Annotated in this window: 23 protein-coding genes; 9 read left to right on the top strand and 14 right to left on the bottom strand. The window is 64.4% G+C overall.

Annotation, left to right across the window (positions count from 1 at the left end; all coding sequences use genetic code 11):
* Positions 1-55: 55 nt before the first annotated feature.
* Together LB572_RS07935 and LB572_RS07930 are read left to right on the top strand one after the other, a co-directional pair.
* Complete coding sequence (locus LB572_RS07935) at positions 56-1,585, top strand: sugar ABC transporter ATP-binding protein (protein WP_224667321.1); 1,530 nt, start codon at positions 56-58, stop codon at positions 1,583-1,585.
* Complete coding sequence (locus tag LB572_RS07930) at positions 1,582-2,343, top strand: SDR family NAD(P)-dependent oxidoreductase (RefSeq protein WP_224667320.1); 762 nt, start codon at positions 1,582-1,584, stop codon at positions 2,341-2,343. Before LB572_RS07935 ends, LB572_RS07930 begins: the two co-directional genes overlap by 4 nt.
* A gap of 5 nt (positions 2,344-2,348) precedes the next feature.
* Here the strand turns inward: LB572_RS07930 and LB572_RS07925 are convergent, their stop codons facing one another.
* The 4 genes from LB572_RS07925 to LB572_RS07910 form a co-directional block, all read right to left on the bottom strand.
* Positions 2,349-3,245 (bottom strand): aldose 1-epimerase, encoded by an 897-nt coding sequence (locus LB572_RS07925; protein ID WP_224667319.1) that lies wholly within the window; start codon positions 3,243-3,245, stop codon positions 2,349-2,351.
* On the bottom strand, positions 3,229-3,825 hold the full coding sequence (locus LB572_RS07920; protein ID WP_224667318.1) for an SDR family oxidoreductase: 597 nt from the start codon (positions 3,823-3,825) through the stop codon (positions 3,229-3,231). The genes LB572_RS07925 and LB572_RS07920 overlap by 17 nt, the downstream gene beginning before the upstream one ends.
* The gene (locus tag LB572_RS07915) at positions 3,822-4,601 is read right to left on the bottom strand and encodes an SDR family NAD(P)-dependent oxidoreductase (RefSeq protein ID WP_224667317.1); all 780 of its coding nucleotides are present in this window, start codon (positions 4,599-4,601) and stop codon (positions 3,822-3,824) included. The genes LB572_RS07920 and LB572_RS07915 overlap by 4 nt, the downstream gene beginning before the upstream one ends.
* Positions 4,602-4,760: 159 nt before the next feature.
* Positions 4,761-6,830 (bottom strand): NAD(P)-binding protein, encoded by a 2,070-nt coding sequence (locus LB572_RS07910; protein ID WP_224667316.1) that lies wholly within the window; start codon positions 6,828-6,830, stop codon positions 4,761-4,763.
* A 320-nt stretch (positions 6,831-7,150) separates the two neighbouring features.
* On the opposite strand from LB572_RS07910, the gene argE reads away from it, so the two are divergent.
* Entirely contained in the window at positions 7,151-8,308 is a 1,158-nt protein-coding gene (argE, locus tag LB572_RS07905; protein WP_140806964.1) for an acetylornithine deacetylase, read from the top strand.
* Positions 8,309-8,314: 6 nt separating this feature from the next.
* Here the strand turns inward: argE and LB572_RS07900 are convergent, their stop codons facing one another.
* From LB572_RS07900 to LB572_RS07880, 5 genes are read right to left on the bottom strand one after another with little or no spacing between them, the layout of a single operon-like run.
* On the bottom strand, positions 8,315-9,244 hold the full coding sequence (locus tag LB572_RS07900) for a LysR family transcriptional regulator (RefSeq protein WP_224667315.1): 930 nt from the start codon (positions 9,242-9,244) through the stop codon (positions 8,315-8,317).
* Between the two features lie 47 nt (positions 9,245-9,291).
* Positions 9,292-10,782, bottom strand: coding sequence for an aldehyde dehydrogenase (locus LB572_RS07895; protein ID WP_224667314.1), 1,491 nt, complete (start codon positions 10,780-10,782; stop codon positions 9,292-9,294).
* 21 nt (positions 10,783-10,803) lie between these two features.
* Positions 10,804-11,478, bottom strand: a complete 675-nt coding sequence (locus LB572_RS07890; RefSeq protein ID WP_224667313.1) for a DUF1028 domain-containing protein — start codon at positions 11,476-11,478, stop codon at positions 10,804-10,806.
* Between the two features lie 6 nt (positions 11,479-11,484).
* A complete protein-coding gene (locus LB572_RS07885; RefSeq protein WP_112097707.1) occupies positions 11,485-11,901 on the bottom strand; it encodes a RidA family protein in 417 nt (138 codons plus the stop codon).
* Positions 11,902-11,935: 34 nt separating this feature from the next.
* Positions 11,936-13,210, bottom strand: a complete 1,275-nt coding sequence (locus tag LB572_RS07880; protein ID WP_140806968.1) for a flavin-containing monooxygenase — start codon at positions 13,208-13,210, stop codon at positions 11,936-11,938.
* A 302-nt stretch (positions 13,211-13,512) separates the two neighbouring features.
* On the opposite strand from LB572_RS07880, the gene LB572_RS07875 reads away from it, so the two are divergent.
* Positions 13,513-15,144, top strand: a complete 1,632-nt coding sequence (locus LB572_RS07875) for an amidohydrolase (protein ID WP_224667312.1) — start codon at positions 13,513-13,515, stop codon at positions 15,142-15,144.
* A gap of 21 nt (positions 15,145-15,165) precedes the next feature.
* On the top strand, positions 15,166-16,785 hold the full coding sequence (locus tag LB572_RS07870; protein ID WP_224667311.1) for a GMC family oxidoreductase: 1,620 nt from the start codon (positions 15,166-15,168) through the stop codon (positions 16,783-16,785).
* Between the two features lie 84 nt (positions 16,786-16,869).
* On the opposite strand, the gene LB572_RS07865 is transcribed toward LB572_RS07870, so the two are convergent.
* The 5 genes from LB572_RS07865 to LB572_RS07845 form a co-directional block, all read right to left on the bottom strand.
* Positions 16,870-17,670 (bottom strand): ABC transporter ATP-binding protein, encoded by an 801-nt coding sequence (locus tag LB572_RS07865; protein WP_412033545.1) that lies wholly within the window; start codon positions 17,668-17,670, stop codon positions 16,870-16,872.
* An 80-nt stretch (positions 17,671-17,750) separates the two neighbouring features.
* Positions 17,751-18,554 (bottom strand): ABC transporter permease, encoded by an 804-nt coding sequence (locus LB572_RS07860; protein WP_140806972.1) that lies wholly within the window; start codon positions 18,552-18,554, stop codon positions 17,751-17,753.
* Positions 18,555-18,644: 90 nt separating this feature from the next.
* Positions 18,645-19,628 (bottom strand): ABC transporter substrate-binding protein, encoded by a 984-nt coding sequence (locus LB572_RS07855; RefSeq protein ID WP_140806973.1) that lies wholly within the window; start codon positions 19,626-19,628, stop codon positions 18,645-18,647.
* Between the two features lie 481 nt (positions 19,629-20,109).
* Entirely contained in the window at positions 20,110-20,679 is a 570-nt protein-coding gene (gene gfa, locus LB572_RS07850; protein WP_224667310.1) for an S-(hydroxymethyl)glutathione synthase, read from the bottom strand.
* Positions 20,680-20,746: 67 nt separating this feature from the next.
* Positions 20,747-21,874, bottom strand: a complete 1,128-nt coding sequence (locus LB572_RS07845) for an S-(hydroxymethyl)glutathione dehydrogenase/class III alcohol dehydrogenase (protein WP_224667309.1) — start codon at positions 21,872-21,874, stop codon at positions 20,747-20,749.
* Positions 21,875-22,291: 417 nt separating this feature from the next.
* Here LB572_RS07845 and LB572_RS07840 point away from each other — a divergent pair, with 417 nt between their 5' ends.
* From LB572_RS07840 to LB572_RS07825, 4 genes are all read left to right on the top strand, one after another.
* Entirely contained in the window at positions 22,292-23,542 is a 1,251-nt protein-coding gene (locus tag LB572_RS07840) for an ABC transporter substrate-binding protein (RefSeq protein WP_224667345.1), read from the top strand.
* 67 nt (positions 23,543-23,609) lie between these two features.
* A complete protein-coding gene (locus LB572_RS07835) occupies positions 23,610-24,536 on the top strand; it encodes a YVTN family beta-propeller repeat protein (protein ID WP_181179461.1) in 927 nt (308 codons plus the stop codon).
* Positions 24,537-24,568: 32 nt separating this feature from the next.
* Complete coding sequence (locus LB572_RS07830; RefSeq protein ID WP_140804819.1) at positions 24,569-25,012, top strand: hypothetical protein; 444 nt, start codon at positions 24,569-24,571, stop codon at positions 25,010-25,012.
* A gap of 46 nt (positions 25,013-25,058) precedes the next feature.
* Positions 25,059-25,847 (top strand): ATP-binding cassette domain-containing protein, encoded by a 789-nt coding sequence (locus LB572_RS07825; RefSeq protein WP_224667344.1) that lies wholly within the window; start codon positions 25,059-25,061, stop codon positions 25,845-25,847.
* The last annotated feature ends 7 nt before the right edge of the window (positions 25,848-25,854 follow it).

Raw genomic sequence — 25,854 nt, 5'->3', positions numbered from 1 at the left:
GGACCCGGCATCCGCCGAGAGGATCGCCGTGCCCAACGCCGCCCAAGAACCGCTGTTGTCGGCCATCGCAATCGCCAAGAGTTTCGGCGGCGTGCAGGCGCTGCGCGGCGTCGATTTCGACGTCGTCCCAGGCGAGATCCACGCTTTGCTTGGCCAGAACGGCGCCGGCAAGTCGACGCTCGTCAAGATCCTCAACGGCGTGCATCCGGCCGGCTCCTATAGCGGCGCCATCAAGCTTGACGGCAGGCCCGTCAGCTTTGCCTCGCCCGCCGACGCACGGTCGAACGGTGTCGGCTATGTGCCGCAGGAGATCGAAGTGCTCGAGCAGCTCTCGGTCGCCGAAAATGTCTTTGCCGGCCGCACCGGTTTGGGCGACGGCGCCCTGGTCCACCAGCGCAAGCTGGAACAGCGGGCCGGCGAGATCTTTGCCGATCTCGGCATCGGCATCGATCCCAGGGCCTATGTCGCATCGCTGACTTCGGCGCAGCGCCATCTGGTGATGATCGCCCGTGCCATCGTCATGAAGCCGCGCGTCTTGATGCTGGACGAGCCGACCGCCTCGCTTTCCGGCACGGAGGTCGACGCGCTGTTCGCCGTGCTGCGACGTCTCAAGACACAGGGCGTCGCGATGATCTACATCACCCATCGCCTGCCGGAAGTGCTGGCCATCTGCGACCGCGCCACGGTGCTGCGCGACGGACAAGTGGCGGTGCGCATCGCAAGGGAGGATTTCGACGCCGAGACCTTCATTTTCTCGATGTCGGGACAACGATTGCAACGGCTGTTCCCGGAGCACACGGCCCCCGCCGGCGCACCGACCGCGCTGGAGGTTCGCAATTTGACCGTGGCTGGTCATAGCGGCGCCGTTCATGGCGCCAAGGACATCAATCTGTCGGTGGCCGCTGGCGAGATCGTCGGGCTTGCGGGCCTGCTCGGTTCCGGCCGCAGCGAGATCCTGCACGGCATCTATGGCCGCGTCCCGGCCGAGGGCGAAATCCGCGTCGCGGGCGATCCGGGGGCGATCGGATCGCCCGGCGATGCCCGGGCCGCCGGCATTGCGCTTCTGACCGAGGACCGCAAGCGCGATGGCCTGCTCTTCAATCTGCCGGTCGGCGCCAACATCACCATCGGCAATCTCGCCCCCTTGTCGCGGCGCGGCGTCGTGCGCGGTGGACTTGAACGCAGCTCCATCCTGGCCGCCATGCGCGCGCTCAACGTCAAGGCATCGTCGCCGCAGGCGTCTGTCAGCCATCTGTCGGGCGGCAACCAGCAGAAACTCCTCTTCGCCCGCGTGCTGATGCGTGCCCCGAAAGTGCTGCTGCTCGACGAGCCGACCAAGGGCGTCGACGCGGCAACCCGGCACGAAATCTATCGGCTCGTGGTCGACCTCGCCGAAAAGGGCGTGGGCTTGCTGATCGTCGCCTCCGAGCTCGAGGAGCTGATCGGCCTTTGCGACCGTTGCCTCGTCGTCGCCGATGGCCGCATCGTCGACGAATTCAAACGTCGCGAAGGCGGCGAGGATCGCGTGCTGCGTTCGGTGACCGCGGCGCAAGCCGAACGCCACGCATCGCAGGTATCGCCATGATGTTTGCCGGCAAGCGCGTTCTGGTGACCGGCGCGGCCACTGGCATCGGCCGGGCGACGGCCGAGTATCTCGTCGCTCAGGGCGCGGCCGTGTTCGGCATCGGGCTGGACGCCGAGGAGGGCAAGGCGCTCGCTGGCCGTTGCGCTGGCGGCAAATTGATCTTTCGCGAGACGGATCTCGCCCGCGAAATCGAGGTGCGAGCGGCCGTGGCGGAGGCGACGGAGCGGTTCGGCGGGCTTGACGCCGTCGTCAACTGCGCCGGCATCTATCCGACGGGCAAGCGGCTCGAGGAACTCTCCGACGAAGACTGGGACAGGACCATTGCCGTCAACCTGACCGCCATTTTCCGCATCTGCCGCGCGACCTTGCCGCTGCTGCGCGCGGCAGGCGGCGGCTCGATCGTCAACCTCGCCTCGGTGCACGCCGATGCTACGGTTCCCGGCGTTCCGGCCTATGCGGCGACAAAGGCGGCGGTCGTCGGATTGTCGCGACAGATGGCGCTCGACTATGCCGTCGACCGCATCCGCGTCAACGCCGTGCTGGTCGGCTCGGTCGCCACGAGAATGACGCTGGACGGGCTGGAAGCGGCCGGCGGCGCGGAGGCGCTGGGGCTATCGTTCGAGCCCAACAGGATCGCGCGCATCGCCAACCCCTCCGAGATCGCCAGCGCCATCGGCTTCCTGCTCTCGGACGCCTCGTCCTTCGTCACCGGCAGCGCCATGCAGGTGGATGGCGGGCTCCTGGCTCGATTGCTTTAAGCTGCTCAGGGTGCAGCGAACGGCATGAACGAGACGGCGCCCGCCGCGCTTTCGCCAGGCGCAAGCACGATCGCGCCTTCATCCGGATCGTTCCATCGGCCACGGTTGAAGGCGCCCGAGGCATTCGTCTGCGGTTCCAGGCAGAAATAGGGCTTGGTCGGGTCGGCATAGAGCATCAGATGCTTGAAGACGGGATCGGCCACGATCCGCAACCCGGCGCCGCGCGCCGGAAAGCGGATGGTCGCCTCACCGGCCCAGCCGCCATAATCATTGTTGCGCCAACCGTCGGGCAGCGGCCGGCCCTTCGCGAAATCCAGTTCGCGCGGCAGCGTGATCGGATCGCCCGAGACGCCATCGGGCTCTTCGAGATGGAAGCGCCGGGCGCTGAATTGCAGCGTCACGTCCGGGTCGCGATCGAACCACGGGTGCAGGCCAAAGCCGAACGGCATGGCAACCGGTCCCGTATTGGTCAGCGTCATTTTGATGCTGAGCCCCTCCTCCGAGGCCGCGAAGACCTGCTCGGCGCGATAAGAATAGGGTTCCGCTCCAGCGACCACCTCGAGCGCCAGCACGGCCGCGGTCGCATCGATCTTGATGACAGCCCATGGCTGTTTCCAGCCACTGCCATGCACGTTGAATCTCTCGGGCGGATTGTTGGGCAGAACCCGCCAGCGCCTTGCCCCGAAGTCGAATTCGTTTCGGGCAATGCGGTTGGCGTAGGGCGTCATCGGGAACATGGCGACGCCCAGCACGTTGCCCCCATCGCGGTCGTCATCCGAAAGCCGGCGCATGAGATCGACGCCGCGCCAGCGCATCGCGCTGACGCTGCCGCCGATTGCCGGCGCCAGCCCGACTTCCAGCGCACCTGCCCTGAGTGTCACCACCTCAGAAATTGCGCCCATAGCCCGCCGCCCAGCCGCCGTCGACGCCCAGCATCTGCCCGGTGGTGTAGCTGTTCAGCGGATCGCAGAAGAACAGCACCGCGGCGACCGCTTCCTCGACGCTGCCGGCGCGGCCGACCGGCGTGTGGCTGAGCATCGCCTTGTCACCCGCGACGATGGCGACTCCCTCGACCATGCCGAAGCCAACCGCATTGACCAGGATTTTCGGCCCGAATTCCATGGCCAGCACACGCATCCCGGCAAGGATCGACGCGTTCTCCATGGAGAAGCGCGGATGGCGACGCATCGGCGTGCCGGCGACCGCCGAGATCAGGAAGACGATGCGGCCGCCGCGCTCGGTCATCGCCACCGCCGCCTTGCGCGCGTCGGCATAAAGGGAGCGCGGATCGCCGGCCTTCGTTCCCGGACGCAGCGGACACGAGACGAGCAGGATATCGGCGGCCGCGTGCGGCGGGGCGCCTTCCACAATACGCCCGCCATTGGCGCGCAATGCGGCGAGCACCGCATCGACGATCGCATTGGTTTCGCCGTCCAGCGCGATCGCGGCGCCGCCGAGGTCGATTTCCATGGCGGCGCTCACATCATATATCCCGCGGTCCAGCCGCCATCGACGGCCAGCACCTGGCCGTTGATGTAGCTGGCGGCCGGAGAGACCAGGAACAGCACGGCCTCGGCGATCTCCTCCGACTGGGCCGGCCGGCCGAGCGGCACATGGGCGAGGAACTCCTGGGTGCGCCCCGCGAACTTGCCGTCGTCGCCGTAGAACAGCTTGGCGGTCAGCGCGGTCATCACCGAGCCGGGCGCGATCGCGTTGGTGAGGATCCCCTTGGCTCCCAGTTCGATTGCCATCGACCGCGTCAGATGCACGATGGCGGCCTTGGCGGCGACGAACGGGCTTTGCAGGCGCATCGCGGCAAGGCCGACGACCGAGGCGATGTTGACGATGCGCCCGCCCTTGCCGGCGGCGAGCATCGGCGCCAATGCGGCGCGGCTCATGATGTAGAGGCCGTCGAGGTCGATGCCGGTGATGCGGTCCCATTCCTCGGCAGGGAATTCGTCTATGGTGACGCGATGCGCCAAGGTGTTGACGCCGGCATTGTTGACCAGGATGTCGAGCCGTCCATACCGCTCGCAAACCCTGGCGATCGCGGCGTCGACCGATTGGCCGTCGCGAATGTCGAGGGCGCAGGCCATCGCATTGCCCAGGCCTGCCGCGACACGCTCGGCGCCTGCCATATCGATGTCGGCGACGACAACCGCGGCGCCGTTGTCGGAAAGCCGTTTGGCGATAGCACTTCCGATTGCCCCCGCCGCCCCTGTGACCAAGGCGACCCGATCCGATAGGTTACACCGCATTGCTCGCCGTCATCATTAGCCTCGACGCAAAGCTATTATAATAATATCAAAGGTCAAGGAAGCCCCAAAGCGGAGCAGATGGTAGCGGATTTCCACCTCATAGGTCAGCAGTTGTTCTCCGGACTACCGCCGCCTTCAAGTGTCGCCAGTCGAGCGGCGCTACGCGTCCGCCAGCGCCGTCACCTCGCGTCGGAAAGGCAGCGCGTCGCCGATATCGGCTTCGTCCAGCTCGCGGGCGAAGCGGTGGCCGGCATAGGTCGCCCAGGCGATCGGCCCCGGCGCTTGCGCATCGCCGATGACCTTGACCGAACGGATGCCGTTGCCGGCCCATTCGTCTTCCCGCGCCTTGAGTTCACGCCAGACGGTATCGTCCTGATTGCGCGAGGTGACCAGGACGACGGCGTTGGCCGCCAGCTCCTGCCGCGCGCCGGTATAGACGCAAGCCGTCGCGACGCTGCCAGAAGCGATGTTCGTGACGGTCCTGTTGAGGACGATGTCGACCCCCAGCTCCGCCAGGCGGCGGTGGATGGCCCCCTGCTCCAGCGTGTTGCGGGTCCAGTCCGAGACATAGGCCGATGGCGTCACCAGGGTCACCTTCGCGCCCTGACGCGCCATCAGCTCGGCAAGCACACCGCCCATGTAATAGTGGTCGTCGTCGAACAGCACGACGTTGCCGGACGGCACCTTGCCGTCCATCAGATCGTCCGGCGTGTAGACCTGCATCGCGGCGTCGATGGGCATCGGTACGACATGAGCGCGCGCGACGCCGTCCCGCCGCCAGGTCGATCCGGTGGCGATGGCGACGTTCTGGAAGCCGAAGGACAGGATGTCGTCCGCCGACAGCCGGCTTTCGAAATAGATGTCGACATTGGGCATCTGGCTGAGCTGATACTGCCGGTAGTCGCGCACCCGGCCCCAGGCCGAGAGGCCCGGCAGCAGGCATTCGCGCGCCACGCGCCCGCCAAGCGAGTTGCCGGCTTCCGCCAAAGCCACCTGATAGCCGCGCAGGCCGAGCGCGCGGGCGGCCTCCAGTCCGGCCGGTCCAGCGCCGACGATCAGCACGCTGTCGCTGTCGCCCTTGGCCTGCATGCGCTCAGGATGCCAGCCCTTGCGCCATTCCTCCATGAAGGTGGGGTTCTGCGTGCAGCGCGAGATCGACATGGTCATGTCGCCGGTGATGCAGATGTTGCAGCCGATGCATTCGCGGATGTCCTCGATGCGGCCCTCCTCGACCTTCCTCGGCAGGAAGGGATCGGCGATCGACGGGCGGGCGCAGCCGATGAAGTCGAGCGTGCCAGATTTGATCATTCGCACCATCACGTCCGGCGAGGTGAAGCGGCCGACACCGACGACCGGCTTCGAGGTCAGCTTCTTGATGCCGGAGACGAGGCTCTCCTGCGCCGCCTCGTCCTTGAAGCGCGACGGCCCCGAGCAATCCTCCCAGGCGCCATGCGCGAGGTCCCAGAGATCGGGCAGCTCGGCGTGCATCTCGATCATGTCGCGAACTTCCGAATTGGCGAAGCCGAGCTCACCGATCATCTCGTCCAGTGACAGCCTGAGCGTCAGGCCGCATGTGTCGCCGATCGCATCGCGTCCTTCCTCGATCAGCTCGCGCATCAGCCGCGAGCGGTTTTCCAGTGAGCCGCCATATTCGTCGCTGCGCTGGTTGGTGGCGGTGGACAGGAAGTGCTGGATGATGCCGAAGCCATGCGCACCGTAGAGGCACACCAGGTCGAAGCCCGCCTGCTTCGCCCGCTTGAAAGCATTGCGGTGCCAGCGGCGCAGATCGCGGATATCCTGCTTGTCCATGGCGCGCGCCTGCACCGGATCGTTGGTGAAGGTGCGGATCGGCAGCGCCGACGGCCCGCGCGGAACCTCCTTGGTATAGAGGTTGGGGCCGTTGATGCCGGAATAGGCGAGTTGGATGCCGGCCAGCGCGCCATATTCGTGCATCGCTTTGGCCATCTTCGCCAGGGCCGGAATGTCGGCGTCGTCCCATAGCCTGAGCTCGATGAAAGGCGTGATCTCGGAGGTGTGATGCATCTCCGTCTGCTCGGTGAAGATGACGCCCCATCCGCCCTCGGACTTCATGCGCCGCATCTCGGCCGCGGCCGACGGATCGCGATATCCGCCGCCATTGCAGTGAGGAACCTGATAGAAACGGTTCTTGGCCGTTACCGGTCCGATCTTCATCGGCTCGAACAGAATATCGTAGCGTGGGTCGCGCATGGTGCTTCCTTCCCGTCGGCTGGCGCTGCCGCTGCCCCGAAGCATGATCCCGAAAAGTGGGAACCGGTTTTCGGAAAAGATCATGCTCCAACAAAAAGCCAGATCAGGATGACGATTCAACGAAACGTCATCCTGATCTGGAGACTACTCATAAGTTGGCGCGGGCGCGGGAAAACTATGGATTTCTTCTGTGCGGATTAGGACGCGCCTAATCGCCTTGCATGGATTAGCCTCAAATGAATCGGGGCTGAGCCAAATGCGACTTCAGAGCCGCGGCGGCACGATGCTACACAACCGGCTGCGGCAACGAGGCAAGAGACATGGACAGCATCAGGATACTCGAGCGGCTGATCGCCTTCCCGACGGTGAGCCGCGACTCGAACCTCGACCTCATCGGCTATGTTGCGGACCTGCTCGAAGCGAGCGGCATAGCCTGCCAGCTCATCCACAGCGCCGACGGCCACAAGGCCAATCTCTTCGCCACGATAGGACCGACTGGTGCGCCCGGCATCATGCTGTCCGGTCACACCGATGTCGTTCCCGTCGACGGTCAGAACTGGACCCTGCCGCCATTCGCGATGACCGAGCGCGACGGCAAGCTTTTCGGGCGCGGCGCGGCGGACATGAAGGGCTTCGTCGCCTCAGCGCTCGCAGCCAGCCTCAAGGCCTCGAAGATGGCGCTGCGCACGCCCTTGCATCTGGCGCTCTCCTACGACGAGGAGATCGGCTGTCTCGGCGTGCGCGACCTGATCGAAATGCTGAGCGCGGCACCCCAACGGCCACTGCTGTGCATCGTCGGCGAGCCGACCGGCATGCAGGTGGCGACCGGACACAAGGGCAAGCTCGCGGCTCGCGCCACATGCAGGGGACGCGAAGGCCATTCGGCGCTCGCCCCGCTGGCGCTCAACGCCATCCATCTCGGCTGCGATTTCGTGCGGGTCTTGCGCGACGAACAGGACCGGCTGGCCCGCGAAGGCGCCCGCGACGGAGACTACGACATTCCCTATACGACCGTGCATGTCGGCAAGATCAATGCTGGCGTGGCCCTCAACATCGTGCCCAATCTTTGCGTGGTCGATTTCGAGATCCGCAACGTCGCCGCCGACGATGCCGCCGGCATTCTCGACAGGCTGCGCGGCGCCGCGGCGCGCATTGCCGCGGACGCCGCTTCGATCGCACCAGAAGCCGCGATCGACATCGAGATCACCAACACCTATCCGGGCCTCGACACGCCGGCCGCATCGGAAGCCGTCGCCTTCGTCAAATCGCTGACCGGAGCCAACAGCACCATGAAAGTCGCTTACGGCACCGAAGGCGGACTGTTCAGCCGCGATCTCGGCACGCCTGCCGTCGTCTGCGGCCCAGGCTCCATGGCGCAGGGGCACAAGCCGGACGAGTATGTCAGCGTCGAACAGCTGCGGCGTTGCGACGAGATGCTGGAGCGGCTGCTGTCGCGGCTCGCCGACGGCTGGCCATGATGTCGCTCACTTGACGATGCGTTCGGTGCCGAAGACGCCTTGCTCGACCACGAAGCGGCGGCAATGGTCGATGAAGGCCTGCACCGTCAGCGTGCGGTGCTCGGCGTTGGGCAGCGCAATTCCCATCATCAACGGCCGCAGATCGCCCAGCAAGGGTACGAAGACCAGCAGCTTGCCGTCCGGCGACATGGTGTTGAGCGGCCGCATATTGGCGATGCCATAGCCGAAGCCATTGGCAACCATCGAGCGCATCACGGCGATGTCGCCGGTGCGTTCGACGATCCTGGGCCGCAGGCCCTGGAACGCCGAGAGGAAGTATTCCCGGCTGTAAGGCAGGTCGAGCAGCACCATCGGCTCGTCGACCAGCTCCTCGGGCGTGATGCCCGCCCTCGCCGCCAGACGATGCGCGGCCGGCAGCATCACATAGGCCGGCAACTGCATCAGCGGCTCGAACGTCATGTCCTGCGACAATTCGAGGTCGTAGGTAAGCGCTGCGTCTATGTCGCCGCGCTGCAGCATCTCGAACAACTGCCCCTGGTTGCGCTCGAACTGCCGGACGCGCACATCCGGATAGGCGTCCTCGAATTTCCGGCGCAGCGCCGGCAGCACGATCTGCGCGAAAGTCAGCAGGCAGCCGATCGCCAGCGGTCCGCGCACCTTTTCGGCGATATCGCCGGCAATGTCGTGCAGCGCATCCGCATCGTTGAGCAGCCGCGCGGCTTCCTTGAGGAACAGGCGCCCGCCCGCGGTGAGCGCCAGCGCGTGCGAATGCTTGCGCACGAAGAGCTGGACGCCGAACTCCGCTTCGAGCTGCGCGATCGACGCCGAGATCGACGGCGGCGAGACATTGACCTGCTCGGCCGCCTTGGCAATCGAACCCGCTTCGCCGACGGCGACGAAATATTCGAGTTGTCTGAGCGTGAAGCGGAGCGGCATGGTCCTATGTTGCCGGTTTGCACTCTGTGATCAAGTCGGGCCGCTCCTCAGTACTTGATCCAGGTGGTCTTCAGCGCGGTGTATTTGTCGAGCGCGTGCAGCGACAGGTCGCGTCCGAAGCCGGACTGCTTGAAGCCGCCGAAGGGGGTCATCGGGCTCAGCGCGTCGACCGTGTTCACCGAAACCGTGCCCACCCGCAGTCTTTCCGCGATGCGGTGTGCCCGCGACAGGCTGTCGGTCCAAAGCGATGCCGCCAGGCCGTAGATGCTGTCATTGGCGATCCGCAGCGCCTCCTCTTCGCTGTCGAAGGCGATGACCGACAGCACCGGGCCAAATATCTCATCGCGGGCAAGCGGATCCTCGGGCGAGACCTCGTCGAAGATCGTCGGCTGCACGAAGCTGCCGCGCCCATCGACCGAAATCCGGCCGCCGCCGGTCACCAGCCTGGCCGACTTCCTGCCGCCATCGATGAAACGCATGACTGTCGCGGCATGCCGCGCGTCCACCATCGCCCCCATCCTCGATGCCGGGTCGAGGGGATCGCCGGGCTGCGTCGCCGCCGCGCGTTGCGCCAATTTCTCGACCAGCGCGTCCTTGATGCCGCGCTCCACCAGCAGCCTGGAATTGGCCGAGCACACCTGTCCCTGGTTGAAGAAGATGCCGAAGGCGGCCATGTCGGCGGCCGCGTCGAGGTCCGCGCAATCCGCGAACACCAGATTGGGGCTCTTGCCGCCCGTCTCCAGCCAGACCTGCTTCATGTTCGACTGGCCGGAATATTGCAGGAAGAGCTTGCCGACGGCGGTCGACCCGGTGAAGGCGAGGCAATCGACATCCATATGTCGGCCAAGTGCTTGGCCGGCGGTCTCGCCGAGGCCCGGCACCACATTGAGCACGCCGGCGGGCAGCCCCGCCTCCATGGCGAGTTCCGCCAGCCTGAGCGCGGAAAAAGGCGACTGCTCGGCCGGCTTCAGCACCACCGAATTGCCCGCCGCAAGCGCCGGCGCGCATTTCCAGGTCGCCATGTCGAGCGGAAAATTCCACGGCACCACGGCGCCCACGACGCCAAGCGGCTCACGCCGCACCAGAGCGAGGTCGCCCTGGCCCGTCGGCGCCACCTCGTCATAGACCTTGTCGATCGCCTCGGCATACCACTGGAAGATCGCTGCCGACCCCGGCACGTCGATGGTGGCCGCGTCCTTGACCAGCTTGCCCATGTCCAGCGATTCCAGCAGCGCGAGCTCCTGCAGGTTCTCGCGCAGCAATTGCGCCAGCCTGAGCAGCACCTCCTTGCGATGCGCTGGCGCCGTCCGCGACCAGACGCCAGCGTCGAAGCTGCGCCGGGCCGCGGCGACGGCGAGGTCGATATCCTCCTCCCCGCAGGAGGCGACCTCGGCGAGCGTCGCTCCCGTGGCCGGATTGATGCTGGCGAAGGTCCGGCCGGAGCGCGCTGGCACCGCCTTGCCGTCGATGAAGGCCTTGTCGCGGAATCGGATCGCGGACGCCTTGCCGACCCACTCCTTATGGCTGAGTTCGCTCATGTTGGCTCCGGATTGTCGGGGCTATTCGTCACCAGGAACGCCGTAGCTCGGCGCACCGGACGGGTTGAGCGCGCGGGTAACGTAGGCATCGAGCTGGGGCTTGTAGATATCCCACAGCGTTGCCAGCTGCTCGATCGGACAATCCTCGGTCCAGTCGCAACGCAGGTCGGCCACGGGCCAGGACACATCGCGCACCAGCTTCATGCCGGCGGAGCGGACGGGCCCGGCCTCGCCGCCGGCTTTGAGCGCGGCGCGCATCGTGGCGATGAGCCGATCGCCGAGGTCGCCCCCGGAGGCGAGGAAGGCATCGACCATGGCACGCGGGATGCCATCATTCGCAAGCAGGTTGCCGCCGCAGGCCACGTCCTCGCCTCGCGCCTCGGCCCAGATGCCGAGCGCCTTCGGCCCGGAGTGGATCGCGCTGACGCCCGCGGCGTCGACAGCCAGTATCTGCCGGTATTCGATAAAGGCGCCCGTGCGCTTCAGGATCGCGACGGCCTCCGTGGCGGAAGCGCCGCGCGTCATCAGCTCCAGCGCCCTGGGGCCGAGCGTCGGATCGGTGACGTTCTGGCTGGCGACGGCACCGACGCCCGTCTGCGCGTAGGCGCAGCGCGCCGCGACCGCGGGAGACGACGAGGACACCGCCACCCCGAACATGCCTGTGCGCCGGCAGCGCGCGACGATGGAAAAGGTCATGGCGCTTTAGTCCGGAATGACGGCGGTGCCGTCGATTTCGACCAGCCAATCCGGCCGCGCCAGGGCCGACACGACCAAGCCGGTCGAAACCGGATGGACGCCCTTGATGTATTCGCCCATCGTCCGGTAGACGGCTTCGCGATGGCGCACGTCGGTGATGTAGACAACCACCTTCACCAGATGCTCCATCGTGCCGCCGCACTCTTCGATAAGCTGCCTGATATTCTGCATGACCTTGTGGGTCTGCTCGACCGGATCGTGGCTGTCGATGTTCTTCGCCGTGTCGAGATCCTGCGGGCACTGGCCGCGCAGATAGACGGTCCTGCCGCCGCGCGTGACGACCGCCTGGCAGAGATCGTTGTCGAGCTTCTGTTCCGGATAGGTGTCCTTGGTGTTGAATTTGCGAATTCGCGTATGCGCCATCTTGGTCTCCATGAAGTCGGGCTCGCAGCTTTGGTCAGGCGTCCACCGGCTCGCGCATCGCGGCCGCGTGGTAGGCGAGATATTTGCGCTGCGTCGAAATACGGTCGGCCACATGCTTGGCATCGTGCCAGACACCCCAGATGAAGCTCGACCCTCTGCGCGACTGCCAGGGCAGTCCGAGAAAATAAATACCGGGCTCGACCGAGACGCCGCGCTGGTGCCTTGGCCGGCCCTTCTCGTCGAAGGCGTCGACCTTCAGCCAGCTGTAGTCGACGGCAAAGCCCGTCGCCCAGATGATCGTCGCGATCCCGGCCTCGGCCAGGTTGAGCTCGCTGATCGGATTGGTGACGCAGTCCGGATCCGGGTCGATCCTGCGGAGGGCAGGTTCCTCCGGAAGGTCCAGGCCGTTGCGGGCGACGTAGGCGTCTGCTTCGTCCAGCAGCGACATCAGATTGGCGTCGCCGCGGGCAATGTTCTTCGCAAGATCGGGCGCGAAGGTCATGACGCCGTCCTGGTACGTCTTCGTCATGCCGACGAGCGTAAGCCCCTGCGCGGCCAGACGGCGGAAATCGATCGTCTCGCCGCCACGCGCGCCGCTCACCGCGATCGTGACGTGTTCCGTGCCGGGCCCCGGGGTCTCGAGGTCCCATTTGCCGAGAACGCCCAGCCACCAGCAGAAGTCACGGCCGCGATAGGCGCGTGGCGGGCGATCGTGCGGGCCGACCGAGAGATAGACGCGCCTGCTTGAGCGCTGCAGTTCGTCGGCGATCTGCACGCCCGAGGACCCTGCCCCGACCACCAGCACCGCGCCCTTCGGCAGCTGCGCCGGATTGCGGTACGCGCTGGAGTGGATTTGCAGGATGCCGGTTTCCTTCGGGACAACCGGCGGGATGACGGGGACCTGGAAAGGTCCGGTCGCGGCAACAATGCTGTTGGCCTCGATCACGCCATCCGAGGTCTCGACGCGGAATCCCGGACGGCCGACATTTCTCTGCGCGAGCTTGACCTCGACGCCGCAGCGGATCGGCGCGTTGATCTGCTTTGCGTAGGCGACGAAATAGTCGGCCACCTCCTCCTTGGAAGGAAAGCCCTCGGGGCCCGTCACGGGAAACTCCATGCCCGGAAACCGGTCATGCCAGGCCGGGCCGTTGGCGACCAGCGAATCCCACCGCTGCGAACGCCAGCGCTCGGCGATCCGGCCGCGCTCGAGAACGAGATGAGGCACCCCGCATTTGCTCAGGTGCTCGCTCATGGCCACCCCGGCCTGGCCGCCGCCGACGACGAGCGTGTCTACCTTCTCAACCGACATATCCACGTCTCTTTCGATAGGGCTTTCGCCGCTGTGATGGAGGTCCGGTTTGCTTTTAGTGACGGGCTGGCGGAGCGAAAATTATGATTTCATGTGTCAGTGCTTAGCTTATCCCTAAACGCTGCGGTGGGATCGCCGAGGGCACCCAATTCCGGCGGTCGCGATCGGCAGGACCGCCTCCGGACCTCGGGAAAAGCTTAGGCGGACCCTAAGCACGGGTGCTGGAAAAAGTAATTCTTGCGCCTTGGATTTGGTGGTTCCCTGCGTCACCCGCATCAGAGTTTACGATCGCTGAGAGTGAAATGGCGCGAGAGACCCTTTACGCGAACGGCGCGCTATACACGGTCGATGCGGCGAACCCCGTTGCCGAGGCGATGCTGGTTCGCGGCGAGCGCATCGTGGCTGTCGGCTCTTCTTCCTCCGTCAGGGCGCAAGCATCCAAGGACGCCGAAATCGTCGATCTCCAGGGCCGGTTCGCCATGCCGGCCTTCATCGACGCCCACGTCCATTTCGCCTGGGGAAGCAAATATCTCGATGAAGTGCGGCTGCGCGAGGCAAAGACCTTTGGCGACGTGCTTGCCCGGTTGAAGGCCTATTCGCAGGCCTATCCCGACCGCGAATGGATCGTGGGCAGCGAATTCAGCTACGGCTACCCCGACCTCGCCGAAGGCGGCTTCCACAAATCGCTTCTCGACCAGGTTGTTGCCGATCGCCCGGTTTTCTTCCGCTCGGGCATGGCTCACGCCGCGTGGGTGAACAGCAAGGCGCTGGCACTTGCCGGCATCACGCGGGACACGGCCGACCCCGAAGGCGGCGAGATCGTGAGAGATGCGAGCGGTGAGCCGACCGGGTGGTTGAAGGAGAAAGCGTGGTCCAAGTTCGAAGCGCTGATCCCCCAATCCTCGCAATCGGATCTGCGATCGGCGCTGATCTCCGCCACCAAGGAAGCAAACCGTCTGGGACTGTCGCGGGTCCAGAGCGCAGGGATGGATGACGAAGCTGTCCCCTCGCTGGCGGAGATATTGGCGAAGGGCGAATTGACCCTGCGGTTCACGCTTTCGAGCATCGTAAATCCGGATTCGAGCCTCGACGAGGTGATTGCGCGCGTGTCCGGATGGAGGGATGACCTCGACCCTGACTTTCTCGACGGGCGCGTCATCAAATTCTTCCTGGACGGCGTGCTGGAATCCCACACCGGCTTCATGCCCCAGGGCTATGCTGATAAACCGGGCGAAACGGGAACCTGCCTTTGGAAGGCATCTGCCTACAACGCGGCCGTCAGCCGCGCGCAGCAGGAAGGCTTTCAGGTCTGGACGCACGCGATCGGCACAGGCGCCATCGAAATGGCGCTCGACGCCTATGCCGCGGATGGCCAACGCTCGCGGCAGTGCCGGCCGCGGGTAGAGCATTGCGAAATACCCACCGCGCGCGACATCGAGCGTTTTCGCGACATAGGGGCGATAGCGAGCTTCCAACCCGCCATGATCTATCCACGCGACCAGTGGCTTGGAATGGAAGGGATTTGGGAGGTGCGCGTCGGCTCTGCATCCTTGCCGCGGGCCTTTCCGGTCCGCTCCATCCTCGATGCCTCAGGCGCCGTCGCGTTCGGAACCGATTGGCCCATCGTAGACCTCAATCCGCTGGTCGGCATACGCAATGCAGTGCTGCGACAAAGCCGGGATCGCCGGCCGGAAACCGGCTGGGTCCCGCAGCAGAAGATCAGCGTCGCGCAGGCGCTTCATGCCTATACGCTGGGGGCGGCCTTTGCCGGCCATCGGGAAGACGACGAGGGCAGTCTGGCGGCGGGGAAGCTCGCCGACTTCATCGTCCTTTCCGATGATCCGCTGCAGGTCGAGCCGGACAGAATCGCGGACATCAAAGTGTTGAAGACGATCGTCGGCGGCAGATCTGTCTGGGAAGAACCCGCGGCTTGAGGCCGCGTCTTGGGGGGGTGGATGGAAGCGGCTGAATTTGACTACATCGTCGTCGGCGCCGGCTCGGCCGGTTGCGTGGTCGCCAATCGGCTGAGCGCCGATCCGTCGGTCAAGGTGTGCCTGATCGAGGCCGGCGGCAGCGACGACAGCCTGCGCGTCAAAGTGCCGGCAGGCATCCTCTCGCTCTACGGCAACCCCAACTACGACTATTGCTTCGTCGGCGTGCCGCAGCCGCATCTCAACAACCGCAGCATTCCGGTCAACCGCGGCAAGGCGCTGGGCGGATCGAGCTCGATCAACTCGATGGTCTATATCCGCGGCGCCTCCGAAGACTATGACGAATGGGCCGGGCTAGGCTGCGCCGGCTGGGCCTATCGCGACGTGCTGCCCGTGTTCAGGAAGCTGGAGCGCAACCTGCTCGGCCAGGACCCGCGCTATCACGGCAGCGACGGCGAGCTGCTGATCGACAATCCGCGCGATCCGAACGAGCTTTCAAGCATGTTCGTCAAGGCCGGCAGGAACGCGGGCCTGCCCGCCAATAGCGACTTCAATGCTGAAAGCCAGTTCGGCCTCGGGATCTACAACGTCACGCAGAACCGCGGACAACGCTTCAGCAGCTTCAGCGCCTTCATGCGCCCGGTGCTCGATCGCAGGAACCTGACGCTGCTCAGCCAATGCGAGGTGATCGACCTCGTCATCGCCGAGGGCCGCGCCACGGGAATGCGCGTGCGGCACGAGGGCCAGCAGAAGACGCTCTCGGCCAGCCGCGAGATCGTACTTTCGGCCGGCGCCATCAACTCGCCCAAGATCCTGATGACATCCGGCATCGGACCGGCAGATGAGCTCAAGCAGATCGGCATCACGCCGGTCCTCGACCTGCCAGGCGTCGGCAAGAACCTGCAGGACCATATCGATGGCATGATCACCGTGCGCTCCAGGAGTACCAGGACGCTCGGCCTGTCGATCGCCAACCTGCCCCGTATCGCCGCCACGCCCTTCCAGTATTTCGCGCGCCGCAAGGGCATGCTCACCACCAACTATGTCGAAGCCGGCGGCTTTGCGAAGACCAGGCACGCGAACAGCCTGCCCGACATCCAGTTCCATTTCGTGCCGGGTTATCGCAGCCATCGCGGCAGGCTCATCGAATACGGCCACGGCTACGCTATTCACACCTGCGTCCTGAGACCGAAAAGCGTGGGCGAGGTCAGGCTGTCGCGCGACAGCTCCCGCCGCGACGTCCTGATCGACCACCGCTTCTTCACCCATGAAGACGACGCCATGGTGTTGGTCGAAGGCATCAAGATCGCGCGCCGGATTTTTGCCTCGTCCGAGTTCGACGCGGTGCGCGGCAAGGAGATGCTGCCGGGCAAGAATATAAACAGCGACGACGAGATCCTGGCCTATCTGCGCGCCGAGGCGCTGACCGTCTATCACCCGGTGGGAACCTGCAAGATGGGAACGGACGACATGGCTGTCGTCGATCCGGCGACGCTCAAGGTGCGCGGCCTGGATGGGCTCCGGGTCGCCGACGCCTCGGTCATGCCGAAGCTGATCGGCGGCAACACCAACGCGCCGAGCATGATGATCGGCCAGAAGGTTTCGGAAATGATCCTTGGCTCGGGACATCGCGGCCAACGGTAGAGATCGCCTCGGCCCTTCAACGTTAGCGCAGTTCAGCGTTTGGCATCGCTGAACTGCGCTTAAGCAACTTATCCGGAATTGCTCTTAGTGATCCTCGTCGATCTCGTCGTGCAGGAGGCCGAGGATGCGGCGCTTGAGCGCGATGAAGTCGGGCTCGAGGATGACGTCCATCGAGCGCGGCCGCGGGATGTCGACCTTGATCTCGGCCTTGATCTTGCCTGGCCGGGCCGTCATCACCAGCACGCGGTCGCCGAGCACCAGCGCCTCGTCGATATCGTGGGTGACGAACAGCACCGTCTTCTGCTGCCGCTCCCAGACGCGCAGGAGCAGCTTCTGCATGGTGCCACGCGTCTGGCTGTCGAGCGCGCCGAACGGCTCGTCCATCAGGAGAACGGCCGGATCGTTGGCAAGGGCGCGCGCGATCGCCACGCGCTGCTTCATGCCGCCTGAGAGTTGCGCCGGGTAATGGTCGGCAAAGGGCGCGAGCCCAACCTCGTTCAGATACTGGTCGACGATCTGCTTGCGCTGCTGCGCCGGCAGCCCCTTGCGCTTCGGCCCATATTCGATGTTGGCGCGCACCGTGAGCCAGGGAAACAGCGTGTAGCTCTGGAACACCATGCCCCTGTCGGGACCCGGTTCGATCACTTCCCTGCCGTCGACCTTGATGCTGCCCGAGGTCGCGTCGTTGAGGCCGGCGGCGAGATAGAGCAGGCTGGATTTGCCGCATCCCGAAGGGCCGACGATGACGCAGAATTCGTTCTTGGCCACCTTCAGCGACACATCGTCCAGCGCCAGGACGCCGTTGGCGTCGCCATAGCGCAATGTCACGTCCTCGATGGCCATCGTGGTCCCGGCGGCACGCGCATCGACATTGGCAGAGGCCATGCCGTCCAAATTGTTCGCCTTGACGGTTTCGGTCATCACTACCCTTGATCCGGCTGCGGTTTGCGAGGATGCGTTCAAGATCAAGGTGCCCATGGCGCAACCCTTGCCCGGAGAATGCGGAATGCCGTGTCGGTGATCAGGCCTAGAAGCCCGATCGCGGCGATCGCCATGAAGATCACGTCGACCTGGAAGCCGCGCATCGCCTTGAGGCTGATATAGCCGAGGCCGCTCGACGCGGCGACGAGCTCGGCGACGACCAGATAGGTCCAGGCCCAGCCCATGGTGACGCGAAGCGTGTCGAGGATCGCGGGAAGTGCCGCAGGGAAAATGACGTGCCACACCGCTTCGCTGCGCTTGGTGCCAAGCGTGTAGGAGGCGTTGACTAGATCCCTGGATACGCTGCGGGCGCAGTCGGAGATCATCACCAGCTGCTGGAAGAACGTGCCGAAGAAGATGACCGCTATGCGCTGCTCGATGCCGATGCCGATCCACAGGATGAACAGAGGCACGAAGGAGGTGACGGGCAGATAGCGGATGAAGTTGACCAGCGGCTCCAGGGGCGCCTGCACTGCCCGGTAGGTGCCCATCCACAGTCCCAGCGGCACTGCAATCACCGACGACACGATGAAGCCCAGGATGACCACCTTGGCGCTTGTCAAAGTGTGGTAGAAAAGGCTGCCGTCGAGCGACATGCGATAGGTCGTCTCGAGCACGGTTCCAGGTGTCGGCAGAAACATGTTCGGCACGACGCGCCCATAGGACAGCAAAGCCCAGCCGCCGATCACGACAACCCACATCGCCAGCGCAAGCGCGGTTGCCGTGCTGGCGGGGATGTTGGCGAATGGGGTCGTCAGGCGCGTCCACGCCGTTCGCCTCTGTGCCATAGGATGGCCTCCGTAGAATCCAAACGCGAAAACCTGGCTTCAAGAAAACGGGGCTGGCCCGAATGGGCCAACCCCGGCAATCCCGAAGGCTCACTGTTCCTTGATGAAATCGGTGTCGAGGATGGTTTTCGAGTCGATCGTCATCTTGAGCTTGCCGGCCTTGCCCCAGATGTCCTGCGCGAAGTTCACCAGGTCGGCCGCTTCGCTCTTCTCCGGCGTGCCGAAGAATTCCAGGTTGCGGGCGCGGTCGTAGTAGCGCACGCCCTTGGCGCCGGCGGCGAAATCCTCCGGCTTCTCGAGATAGCCGCCAATGCCCTTGGCCATGATCTCATAGGCCTTGTCCGGGTTGGTCTTGATGTAGTCGACCGCCTTGTAATAGCCCTTGATGAGAGCCTTCACGTCCTCGGGGTGCTTCTCGATCAGGTCGCATTTGAGCGCGATCACATCGACGATCAGGCCGGGCGTGGCCGTGGAATCGATCAGCACCTTGCCCTTGCCGCCCTTGCGGACTTCGGTGAGATGCGGCTCCCAGGTCACCGCGGCCGGAACCTGGCCGGCGATGAAGGCGGTCGCGGCATCATCGGCGGTCATGTTGGTGATGGTGACGTCGTCCTCGGTCATGCCTTCCTTTTTCAGGAGCACGTTGAACCAGAATTCGGAAATGGAGCCCTCGTTCAAGGCCACCTGCTGGCCCTTCAGGTCCTTGAGCGACTTGACGTCGGGCTGCGTGACGACGCCGTCGCCGCCATGGCTGTCGTCGAGCGCCACGACATATTTGAAGCAGAGGTCGTCGGAGCGGTATTTCATCAGCTCGTCGACGGTGGAGGCGGCGCCGTCGAGGTCGCCGCCGGCGACCGCCGCCATGTAAAGCGCCGATTCCTCAATGACCTTCAGGTCGACGTCGACGCCGGCTTCCTTGAAGTAGCCGAGGTCACGGGCAAGAAACAGCGGCCCGTAGCCTACCCAGGTTGTCATGCCGAGGCGAATGGCGCCGGCATTGGCGGGAGCGGCAAGCCCCAGGCCCAGCAGGCCTGCGCTGACCGCGGTCATCAGGCAGTTTCGGAATGTCTTCATTGTCTTGGTTCCCCATGGCTGTTGCCGGCATCGGCCCATTCAACGGCCCATGCCAAGCGGCGTTTTGGCAGCCGCTCTCTTGTTATGCGTCGCCTCCCAGGCGAGCCTAGCGTGTTCTAGGCCCGCAAGAGAGCACCCGGGCCGGATCGCAAAAAGAAGTCTTTTTCTGTCCTTTGCTTCGCCGAAACCGAAGCAGCGGGCTGAGCCCGGCTGATGAGCTTGAACGGCGGCGCTAGGCGACAGCGGTTCCGATAGCGCCGGCAGACGCGCCAACGACCGTGGATGGCGTGCTGATCAAAGGAATCTTGTGGGACGGTTTGCCCAATCGGAGGCGTTCTCGGGCCACCGGGGAAATCGACGGCAGCGCCAAGATGAATGGCAAATTCAGATGCTTCGAGGAGCCAGCGAGGGATGCGGCCTCATCGGCCGCATCCCCGAGATTTTCGGCGCAAACGCCGCGCCCCGCGGCGTGGCACGGCGGCTAGGCCGCCAAGGCGCCCGACTTTTTCGCCGTCCAGGTGGCGATGTAGTCCATCAGGCCGGGGTTGAGGCAGTCATAGGGCTCGAGCCCGATCGACTTCAGCTGGGCGCGGATGCCGTCCATCCGCTTCGGGTCTACCCCGGATTCGATGATCGAGGAGACGAAGGCGGTGAAGCCCGGTGGCGACCAGCCGTCCTCCTCGAAGCGCTCGGGATGGATGAAGGACAGGCCCTTGAAGGGATGGTCGCGCTCGACCGGGCCGTACATGTGGACGCCGCAGCCGGTGCAGGCATGGCGCTGGATGAGTGCTGCCGGATCGACCACCTTCAGCTTGTCGCCGTTCTCCGTCACGGTGACGTCGCCCGTGCCGGCAACGGCCACGACCGAGAACACAGCGCCCTCCGGCTTCCAGCACTTGGTGCAGCCGCAGGCGTGGTTGTGGGCGATCTGGCCCTTGACCTTCACCTTCACCGGCTTCGAGGTGCAAAGACAGACCAGCGTGCCGCCGGAGAAGGATGCGCTTTCCTTCGGCAAGCCATTGTCGATCGAGTGATGCAGTTTTTCGGCCATTCCTGTTTCCTCCCATGTTGACAAAAAAGGGTCGCCGGCACTCCGGCCTGCGGCCCGGTGGGTTGCTTCAGTAAACCACGACACTCCTGATCGACTTGCCCTCATGCATGAGGTCGAAACCCTTGTTGATGTCCTCCAGCTTCAGCGTGTGGGTGATCATCGGATCGATCTGGATCTTTTTCTCCATGTACCAGTCGACGATCCTGGGCACATCGGTGCGGCCGCGCGCGCCACCGAAGGCGGTGCCCATCCAGCTGCGGCCGGTGACCAACTGGAAGGGACGGGTCGATATCTCCTGGCCGGCGCCGGCAACGCCGATGACGACCGACTTGCCCCAGCCGCGATGCGAGGCTTCCAGCGCCTGGCGCATCACCTTGGTGTTGCCGGTGCAGTCGAACGTGTAGTCGGCGCCGCCGATCTGGTCGGCGCCGCGCTTGGTCATGTTGACCAGGTAAGGCACGACGTCGCCGTCGATCTCCTTCGGATTGACGAAATGCGTCATGCCGAACTTCTCGCCCCAGGCCTTCTTGTCGTTGTTCAAATCGACGCCGATGATCATGTCGGCGCCGGCAAGGCGAAGCCCCTGGATGACGTTGAGGCCAATGCCGCCGAGGCCGAACACGACCGCTGTCGCCCCTTGCTCGACCTTGGCCGTGTTGATGACGGCGCCGATGCCGGTGGTCACGCCGCAGCCGATATAGCAGATCTTGTCGAAGGGGGCGTCGGGATTGACCTTGGCCACCGCGATCTCGGGCAGCACGGTGAAGTTGGAGAAGGTCGAGCAGCCCATATAGTGGAACAGTTTTTCGCCCCCGAGCGAGAAGCGCGACGAACCGTCGGGCATCAACCCTTGCCCCTGCGTGGCGCGGATGGCGGTGCACAAATTGGTCTTCCTCGACAGGCAGGACGGGCACTGCCGGCATTCGGGCGTGTAGAGCGGGATGACATGGTCGCCCTTCCTGACCGAGGTCACGCCCTTGCCGACATCGACGACGATGCCGGCGCCCTCATGGCCCAGGATCGCCGGGAACAGGCCTTCCGGATCGGCGCCAGACAGCGTGAACTCGTCGGTATGGCAGATGCCGGTCGCCTTCACCTCGACCAGCACCTCGCCCTCGCGCGGACCTTCAAGGTCCACCTCCATGATCTCAAGCGGCTTTCCGGCGGCAACGGCAACGGCGGCACGCGTTTTCATGAGGCACTTCCTCCCAAGGCAGTCGAAAAAACTTCATGTTCCAGCGGACGTGAAGTCCGCCGGGCAACAAAAATACCGTTTCCAAGCCGTAGTGAGGTCGCGATAATCGAACGGTCTCCCTCATAAGTCTATTCTACCAAGGTCCCCCCACCCTTCCAGCCGCTTCAAAGTGGCTGTCCGGTAGACGTGTTGCTCGATCTCGCAGATCAATTGGAAGCTTTCCGCGCAGTTTCGGCATGCCGTGCTCCGCTTGATCGCCGGCCGCCTTCCCGGCGGCGAATAGGACTAAAGCAGAAGTGACAGGTCAGCTTACAAGGTTTGATAAATCCAACACTTCCGCTAATTTCTTCGCGGGCACCTTGGCTTGGCGCTGGTCCGATAGGGTTGGACTCGGCACGAGAGTGGGTAATGTTTTCGATGACGAGCGCGGTGCCGAGCACTCTCACGACCTTTTTGTGCTTCCTTTTCCTGGCCGCCAATTTTTCCGGTGCGGCGGCCCAGGAAGCGGCGAGCAAGCAGTCGGCCGCGGCGGCCAAGCCTGAAAAGAAGATCACAGAAATCAAGATAGGTTATTTGCGGGCATACGCGCCGCAGCTGACGCTTTCCCTGCTCGACCTGCCGCCAAGGGACGAGGGCGTTGCCGGCGCCAAGGTGGCGATTGGCGACAACAATACGACAGGAGCATTCCTCGGCCAGAAATTCAGCCTCGACATCACCGAAATAAAACCGGACGCCGATGCGGTTCAGGCATTCGACGACCTGATCGCCAAGGGCGACCGCTATGTGGTCGCGGACCTCCCGGCCAAGCAGCTGCTATCCATCGCCGACATCGCGCGCGACAAGGGCGTGCTGATCTTCAACATCGGCGCCACCGACGACAGCCTGCGCGAGGAGGACTGCCGCATAAACGTCTTCCACATCGCGCCGACGCGCAGCATGCTGGCCGACGCGCTGGCGCAGTATCTCATGGTGAAGAAATGGCCGAACTGGGTGCTGCTCTACGGTTCGCATGAGCAGGACCACCTCTACGCCGATGCGTTGCGCCGCGCGGCTGCCCGTTTCGGTGGCCAGATCGTGGCGGAGAAGGAGTTCAAGGACACCGGCACCGCCAGGCGAACCGATACGGGCGCCACGCAGATCCAGCAGCAGATTTCCGTGTTCACGCAGGACCTGCCTGAGCACGACGTGGTGCTGGTCGCCGACGAGAGCGAGGTATTCGGAACCTATGTGCCCTACCGCACATGGACGCCGCGGCCGGTCGCGGGCACGGCCGGACTTGTCGCATCGTCATGGCACCCCGCGAGCGAGCAATGGGGCGGCATCCAGATGCAAAGCCGCTTCCTGAGGACCACGGGCCGGCGAATGTTGTCCAAGGACATGTCGGCCTGGACGGCCGTGCGGGCCATCGGCGAAGCCACCACGCGCACCAATGGCGACGATCCCAAAAAAATCAGCGACTACATCCGTTCGGATGATTTCTCGGTCGCCGCCTTCAAGGGCCAGAAGCTGACCTTCCGCAAATGGAACCTCCAGCTGCGCCAGCCGATCCTGCTCAGCGACGCCAAGTCGGTCGTCTCGACTTCGCCGCAGGAGGGCTATCTCCATCAGGTTTCCGAGCTCGACACGCTCGGCGTCGACCAACCGGAGACCAAATGCGCCCTTAAGTAGAAAGCAATCGGGAGGAGTTTCGGTGCAAGGACGAACTTGTGCACTAGCCATTCTCGCGGCCGGTCTGATGACCGGTCCGGCATCGGCCTATACGGCCTATGTCTCCAACGAGAAGGACAACACCATGACCGTCATCGACACGGCGGTGATGAAGGTGATCAAGACCGTCGATGTCGGCCAGCGGCCGCGCGGCATCACGATCTCGCCCGACGGCAAGTTCGTCTACCTGTGCGCCAGCGACGACGACACGGTCCAGATCATCGATACGTCCAGCCTTGAAATCGTGGGCACGCTGCCCTCTGGGCCCGACCCTGAACTGTTCGTGCTCTCGCCCGACGGCAAGACGCTTTATATCGCCAACGAGGACGACAATCTGGTGACTGTCGTCGACGTCGCGAGCAAGGCGGTGCTCTCGGAGATCCCGGTCGGCGTCGAGCCGGAAGGCATGGGCGTCAGCCCAGACGGCAAGACCATGGTCAACACCTCCGAGACCACCAGCATGGCGCATTTCATCGACACGCAAAGTCATGAGGTGACCGATAACGTGCTGGTCGACACGCGCCCGCGCTTCGCCGAATTCAAGCCCGATGGCTCGCAGGTCTGGGTCAGCGCCGAGGTCGGCGGCACGGTAAGCGTCATCGACAACGCCAAGCGCCAGGTCGTGAAGAAAATCCAGTTCGCGATCAATGGATTGCGGGCTGAAACCATCCAACCCGTGGGCATCGCCATAACCGCCGACGGCAAGAAGGCCTATGTCGCGCTCGGTCCGGCAAACCATGTCGCGGTGATCAACACCGAGACCTACGAAGTGGAGAAATACATCCTTGTCGGCCAGCGCGTCTGGCATCTGGCCTTCACCCCCGACCAGAAGACGCTGATCACCACGAACGGCAACTCGAACGACATCACCTTCATCGACACGGCGACCGATGAACCGGTCCAGTCGCTCACCGTCGGCCAGCAGCCGTGGGGCGTGGCCATATCGCCCAACTAGCGATGCTCCAAGCAAGCCAGGAGGTTCGTTCCATGACGATCAACCGCACGATTGCCTTCGCCGTTCTGGTTGGACTGGCGGTTGCTCCGCTCGCGGCCAGTGCCGACGACAATGCGCTGAAGGTGACGCGATCGAGCAAGAACCTCCCCGAGCTGGTCCTGGGCTCGGACAAATCCAGCTACGACGTCAACCGGGCGGATTTCGAACTGGTCGCCGGCCAGGGCTACCGCTGGAAGATCACGTCTCACGGCGGCTTCGAATACAAGTTCATGACCGATCTCTGGCGAAACGTCTGGATCGACCAGATCGTCATAAACGATCTCGAAGTGCATATGGCCGGCGCACCAGCCTGGCTCGAATTCGACGATGCGGGAACCATATTGGTTCAGTTCCACACCGTGCGGCCCGGCGAATACACCTGGTCCGTCTCCGACCTTGCCGACAAGGGCCTCAAGGGAAAGATCACGATCAAATGAAAACGGCAAATGAGGACCGGGCACAGATGAGGACAAGGTGATCGGCGTGCAGCATGTACGGACAGGCGGACCGGGAAATGAGGTGGCGGCGCTCGACGTCGCCGGTGTCAGCCATTCCTACGGTCCCAAGCGGGCGCTGAACAACGTGTCCTTCTCGATCGCGCCGGCGACTTTCACCGTTCTGCTCGGCCTCAACGGCGCCGGCAAGACAACCTTGTTCTCGCTGATCAGCCACCTTTACGACACGCGCCACGGATCGATCCGCATCTTCGGCAACGACATCCGCCGCGCTTCCGGCGAAGCGCTCAGATGTGTCGGCATCGTGTTCCAGGCACGCACCCTCGACCTTGACCTCAGCGTGCACCAGAACCTCTCCTACCACGCCTCGCTGCACGGCATCGGCGCACGCGAGGCCCGGCAGCGCATCGCGGCCCTGCTCGAAACGGTCGACATGCGGGGCCGCGGGCATGACAAGGCCCGCTCTCTCTCCGGCGGCCAGATGCGACGGATCGAGATCGCCAGGGCGCTGCTGCATCGCCCCGCCCTGCTGCTGCTCGACGAGGCGACCGTCGGCCTCGACATCCAGTCGCGCGCCGGCATCCTGGCCACCATCCGTAGGCTGGTCGAAACCGAAGGCATCGGCGTTCTGTGGGCCACGCATCTGATCGACGAAGTCGACGATGGCGACCATGCCGTCGTGTTGCGACAGGGCAACCTTGTCGCCAGCGGCACGGTGTCCGATCTCATCCAGGCCAACGGCGCTGATTCGATCCGCGACGCTTTCTCGAAGCTCAACCGCGCAGAGGCGGCCGGCATTGCGGGGATCTCGCCGTGAGCGCCTC

The sequence above is a fragment of the Mesorhizobium sp. BH1-1-5 genome (assembly GCF_020165615.1).
Lineage (GTDB): Bacteria > Pseudomonadota > Alphaproteobacteria > Rhizobiales > Rhizobiaceae > Mesorhizobium.
Note: the sequence above shows the minus strand (reverse complement) of the source record. Positions and strands in the feature narration are given on the sequence as shown.

Coding starts and splice junctions, on each gene's coding strand:
- LB572_RS07930 (WP_224667320.1), top strand. CDS start 1,582: ATGATGTTTGCCGGCAAGCGCGTTCTGGTGACCGGCGCGGCCACTGGC.
- LB572_RS07925 (WP_224667319.1), bottom strand. CDS start 3,245: ATGGGCGCAATTTCTGAGGTGGTGACACTCAGGGCAGGTGCGCTGGAA.
- LB572_RS07915 (WP_224667317.1), bottom strand. CDS start 4,601: ATGCGGTGTAACCTATCGGATCGGGTCGCCTTGGTCACAGGGGCGGCG.
- LB572_RS07910 (WP_224667316.1), bottom strand. CDS start 6,830: ATGCGCGACCCACGCTACGATATTCTGTTCGAGCCGATGAAGATCGGA.
- argE (WP_140806964.1), top strand. CDS start 7,151: ATGGACAGCATCAGGATACTCGAGCGGCTGATCGCCTTCCCGACGGTG.
- LB572_RS07900 (WP_224667315.1), bottom strand. CDS start 9,244: ATGCCGCTCCGCTTCACGCTCAGACAACTCGAATATTTCGTCGCCGTC.
- LB572_RS07895 (WP_224667314.1), bottom strand. CDS start 10,782: ATGAGCGAACTCAGCCATAAGGAGTGGGTCGGCAAGGCGTCCGCGATC.
- LB572_RS07890 (WP_224667313.1), bottom strand. CDS start 11,478: ATGACCTTTTCCATCGTCGCGCGCTGCCGGCGCACAGGCATGTTCGGG.
- LB572_RS07885 (WP_112097707.1), bottom strand. CDS start 11,901: ATGGCGCATACGCGAATTCGCAAATTCAACACCAAGGACACCTATCCG.
- LB572_RS07880 (WP_140806968.1), bottom strand. CDS start 13,210: ATGTCGGTTGAGAAGGTAGACACGCTCGTCGTCGGCGGCGGCCAGGCC.
- LB572_RS07875 (WP_224667312.1), top strand. CDS start 13,513: ATGGCGCGAGAGACCCTTTACGCGAACGGCGCGCTATACACGGTCGAT.
- LB572_RS07870 (WP_224667311.1), top strand. CDS start 15,166: ATGGAAGCGGCTGAATTTGACTACATCGTCGTCGGCGCCGGCTCGGCC.
- LB572_RS07865 (WP_412033545.1), bottom strand. CDS start 17,670: ATGGCCTCTGCCAATGTCGATGCGCGTGCCGCCGGGACCACGATGGCC.
- LB572_RS07860 (WP_140806972.1), bottom strand. CDS start 18,554: ATGGCACAGAGGCGAACGGCGTGGACGCGCCTGACGACCCCATTCGCC.
- LB572_RS07855 (WP_140806973.1), bottom strand. CDS start 19,628: ATGAAGACATTCCGAAACTGCCTGATGACCGCGGTCAGCGCAGGCCTG.
- gfa (WP_224667310.1), bottom strand. CDS start 20,679: ATGGCCGAAAAACTGCATCACTCGATCGACAATGGCTTGCCGAAGGAA.
- LB572_RS07845 (WP_224667309.1), bottom strand. CDS start 21,874: ATGAAAACGCGTGCCGCCGTTGCCGTTGCCGCCGGAAAGCCGCTTGAG.
- LB572_RS07840 (WP_224667345.1), top strand. CDS start 22,292: ATGACGAGCGCGGTGCCGAGCACTCTCACGACCTTTTTGTGCTTCCTT.
- LB572_RS07835 (WP_181179461.1), top strand. CDS start 23,610: ATGACCGGTCCGGCATCGGCCTATACGGCCTATGTCTCCAACGAGAAG.
- LB572_RS07830 (WP_140804819.1), top strand. CDS start 24,569: ATGACGATCAACCGCACGATTGCCTTCGCCGTTCTGGTTGGACTGGCG.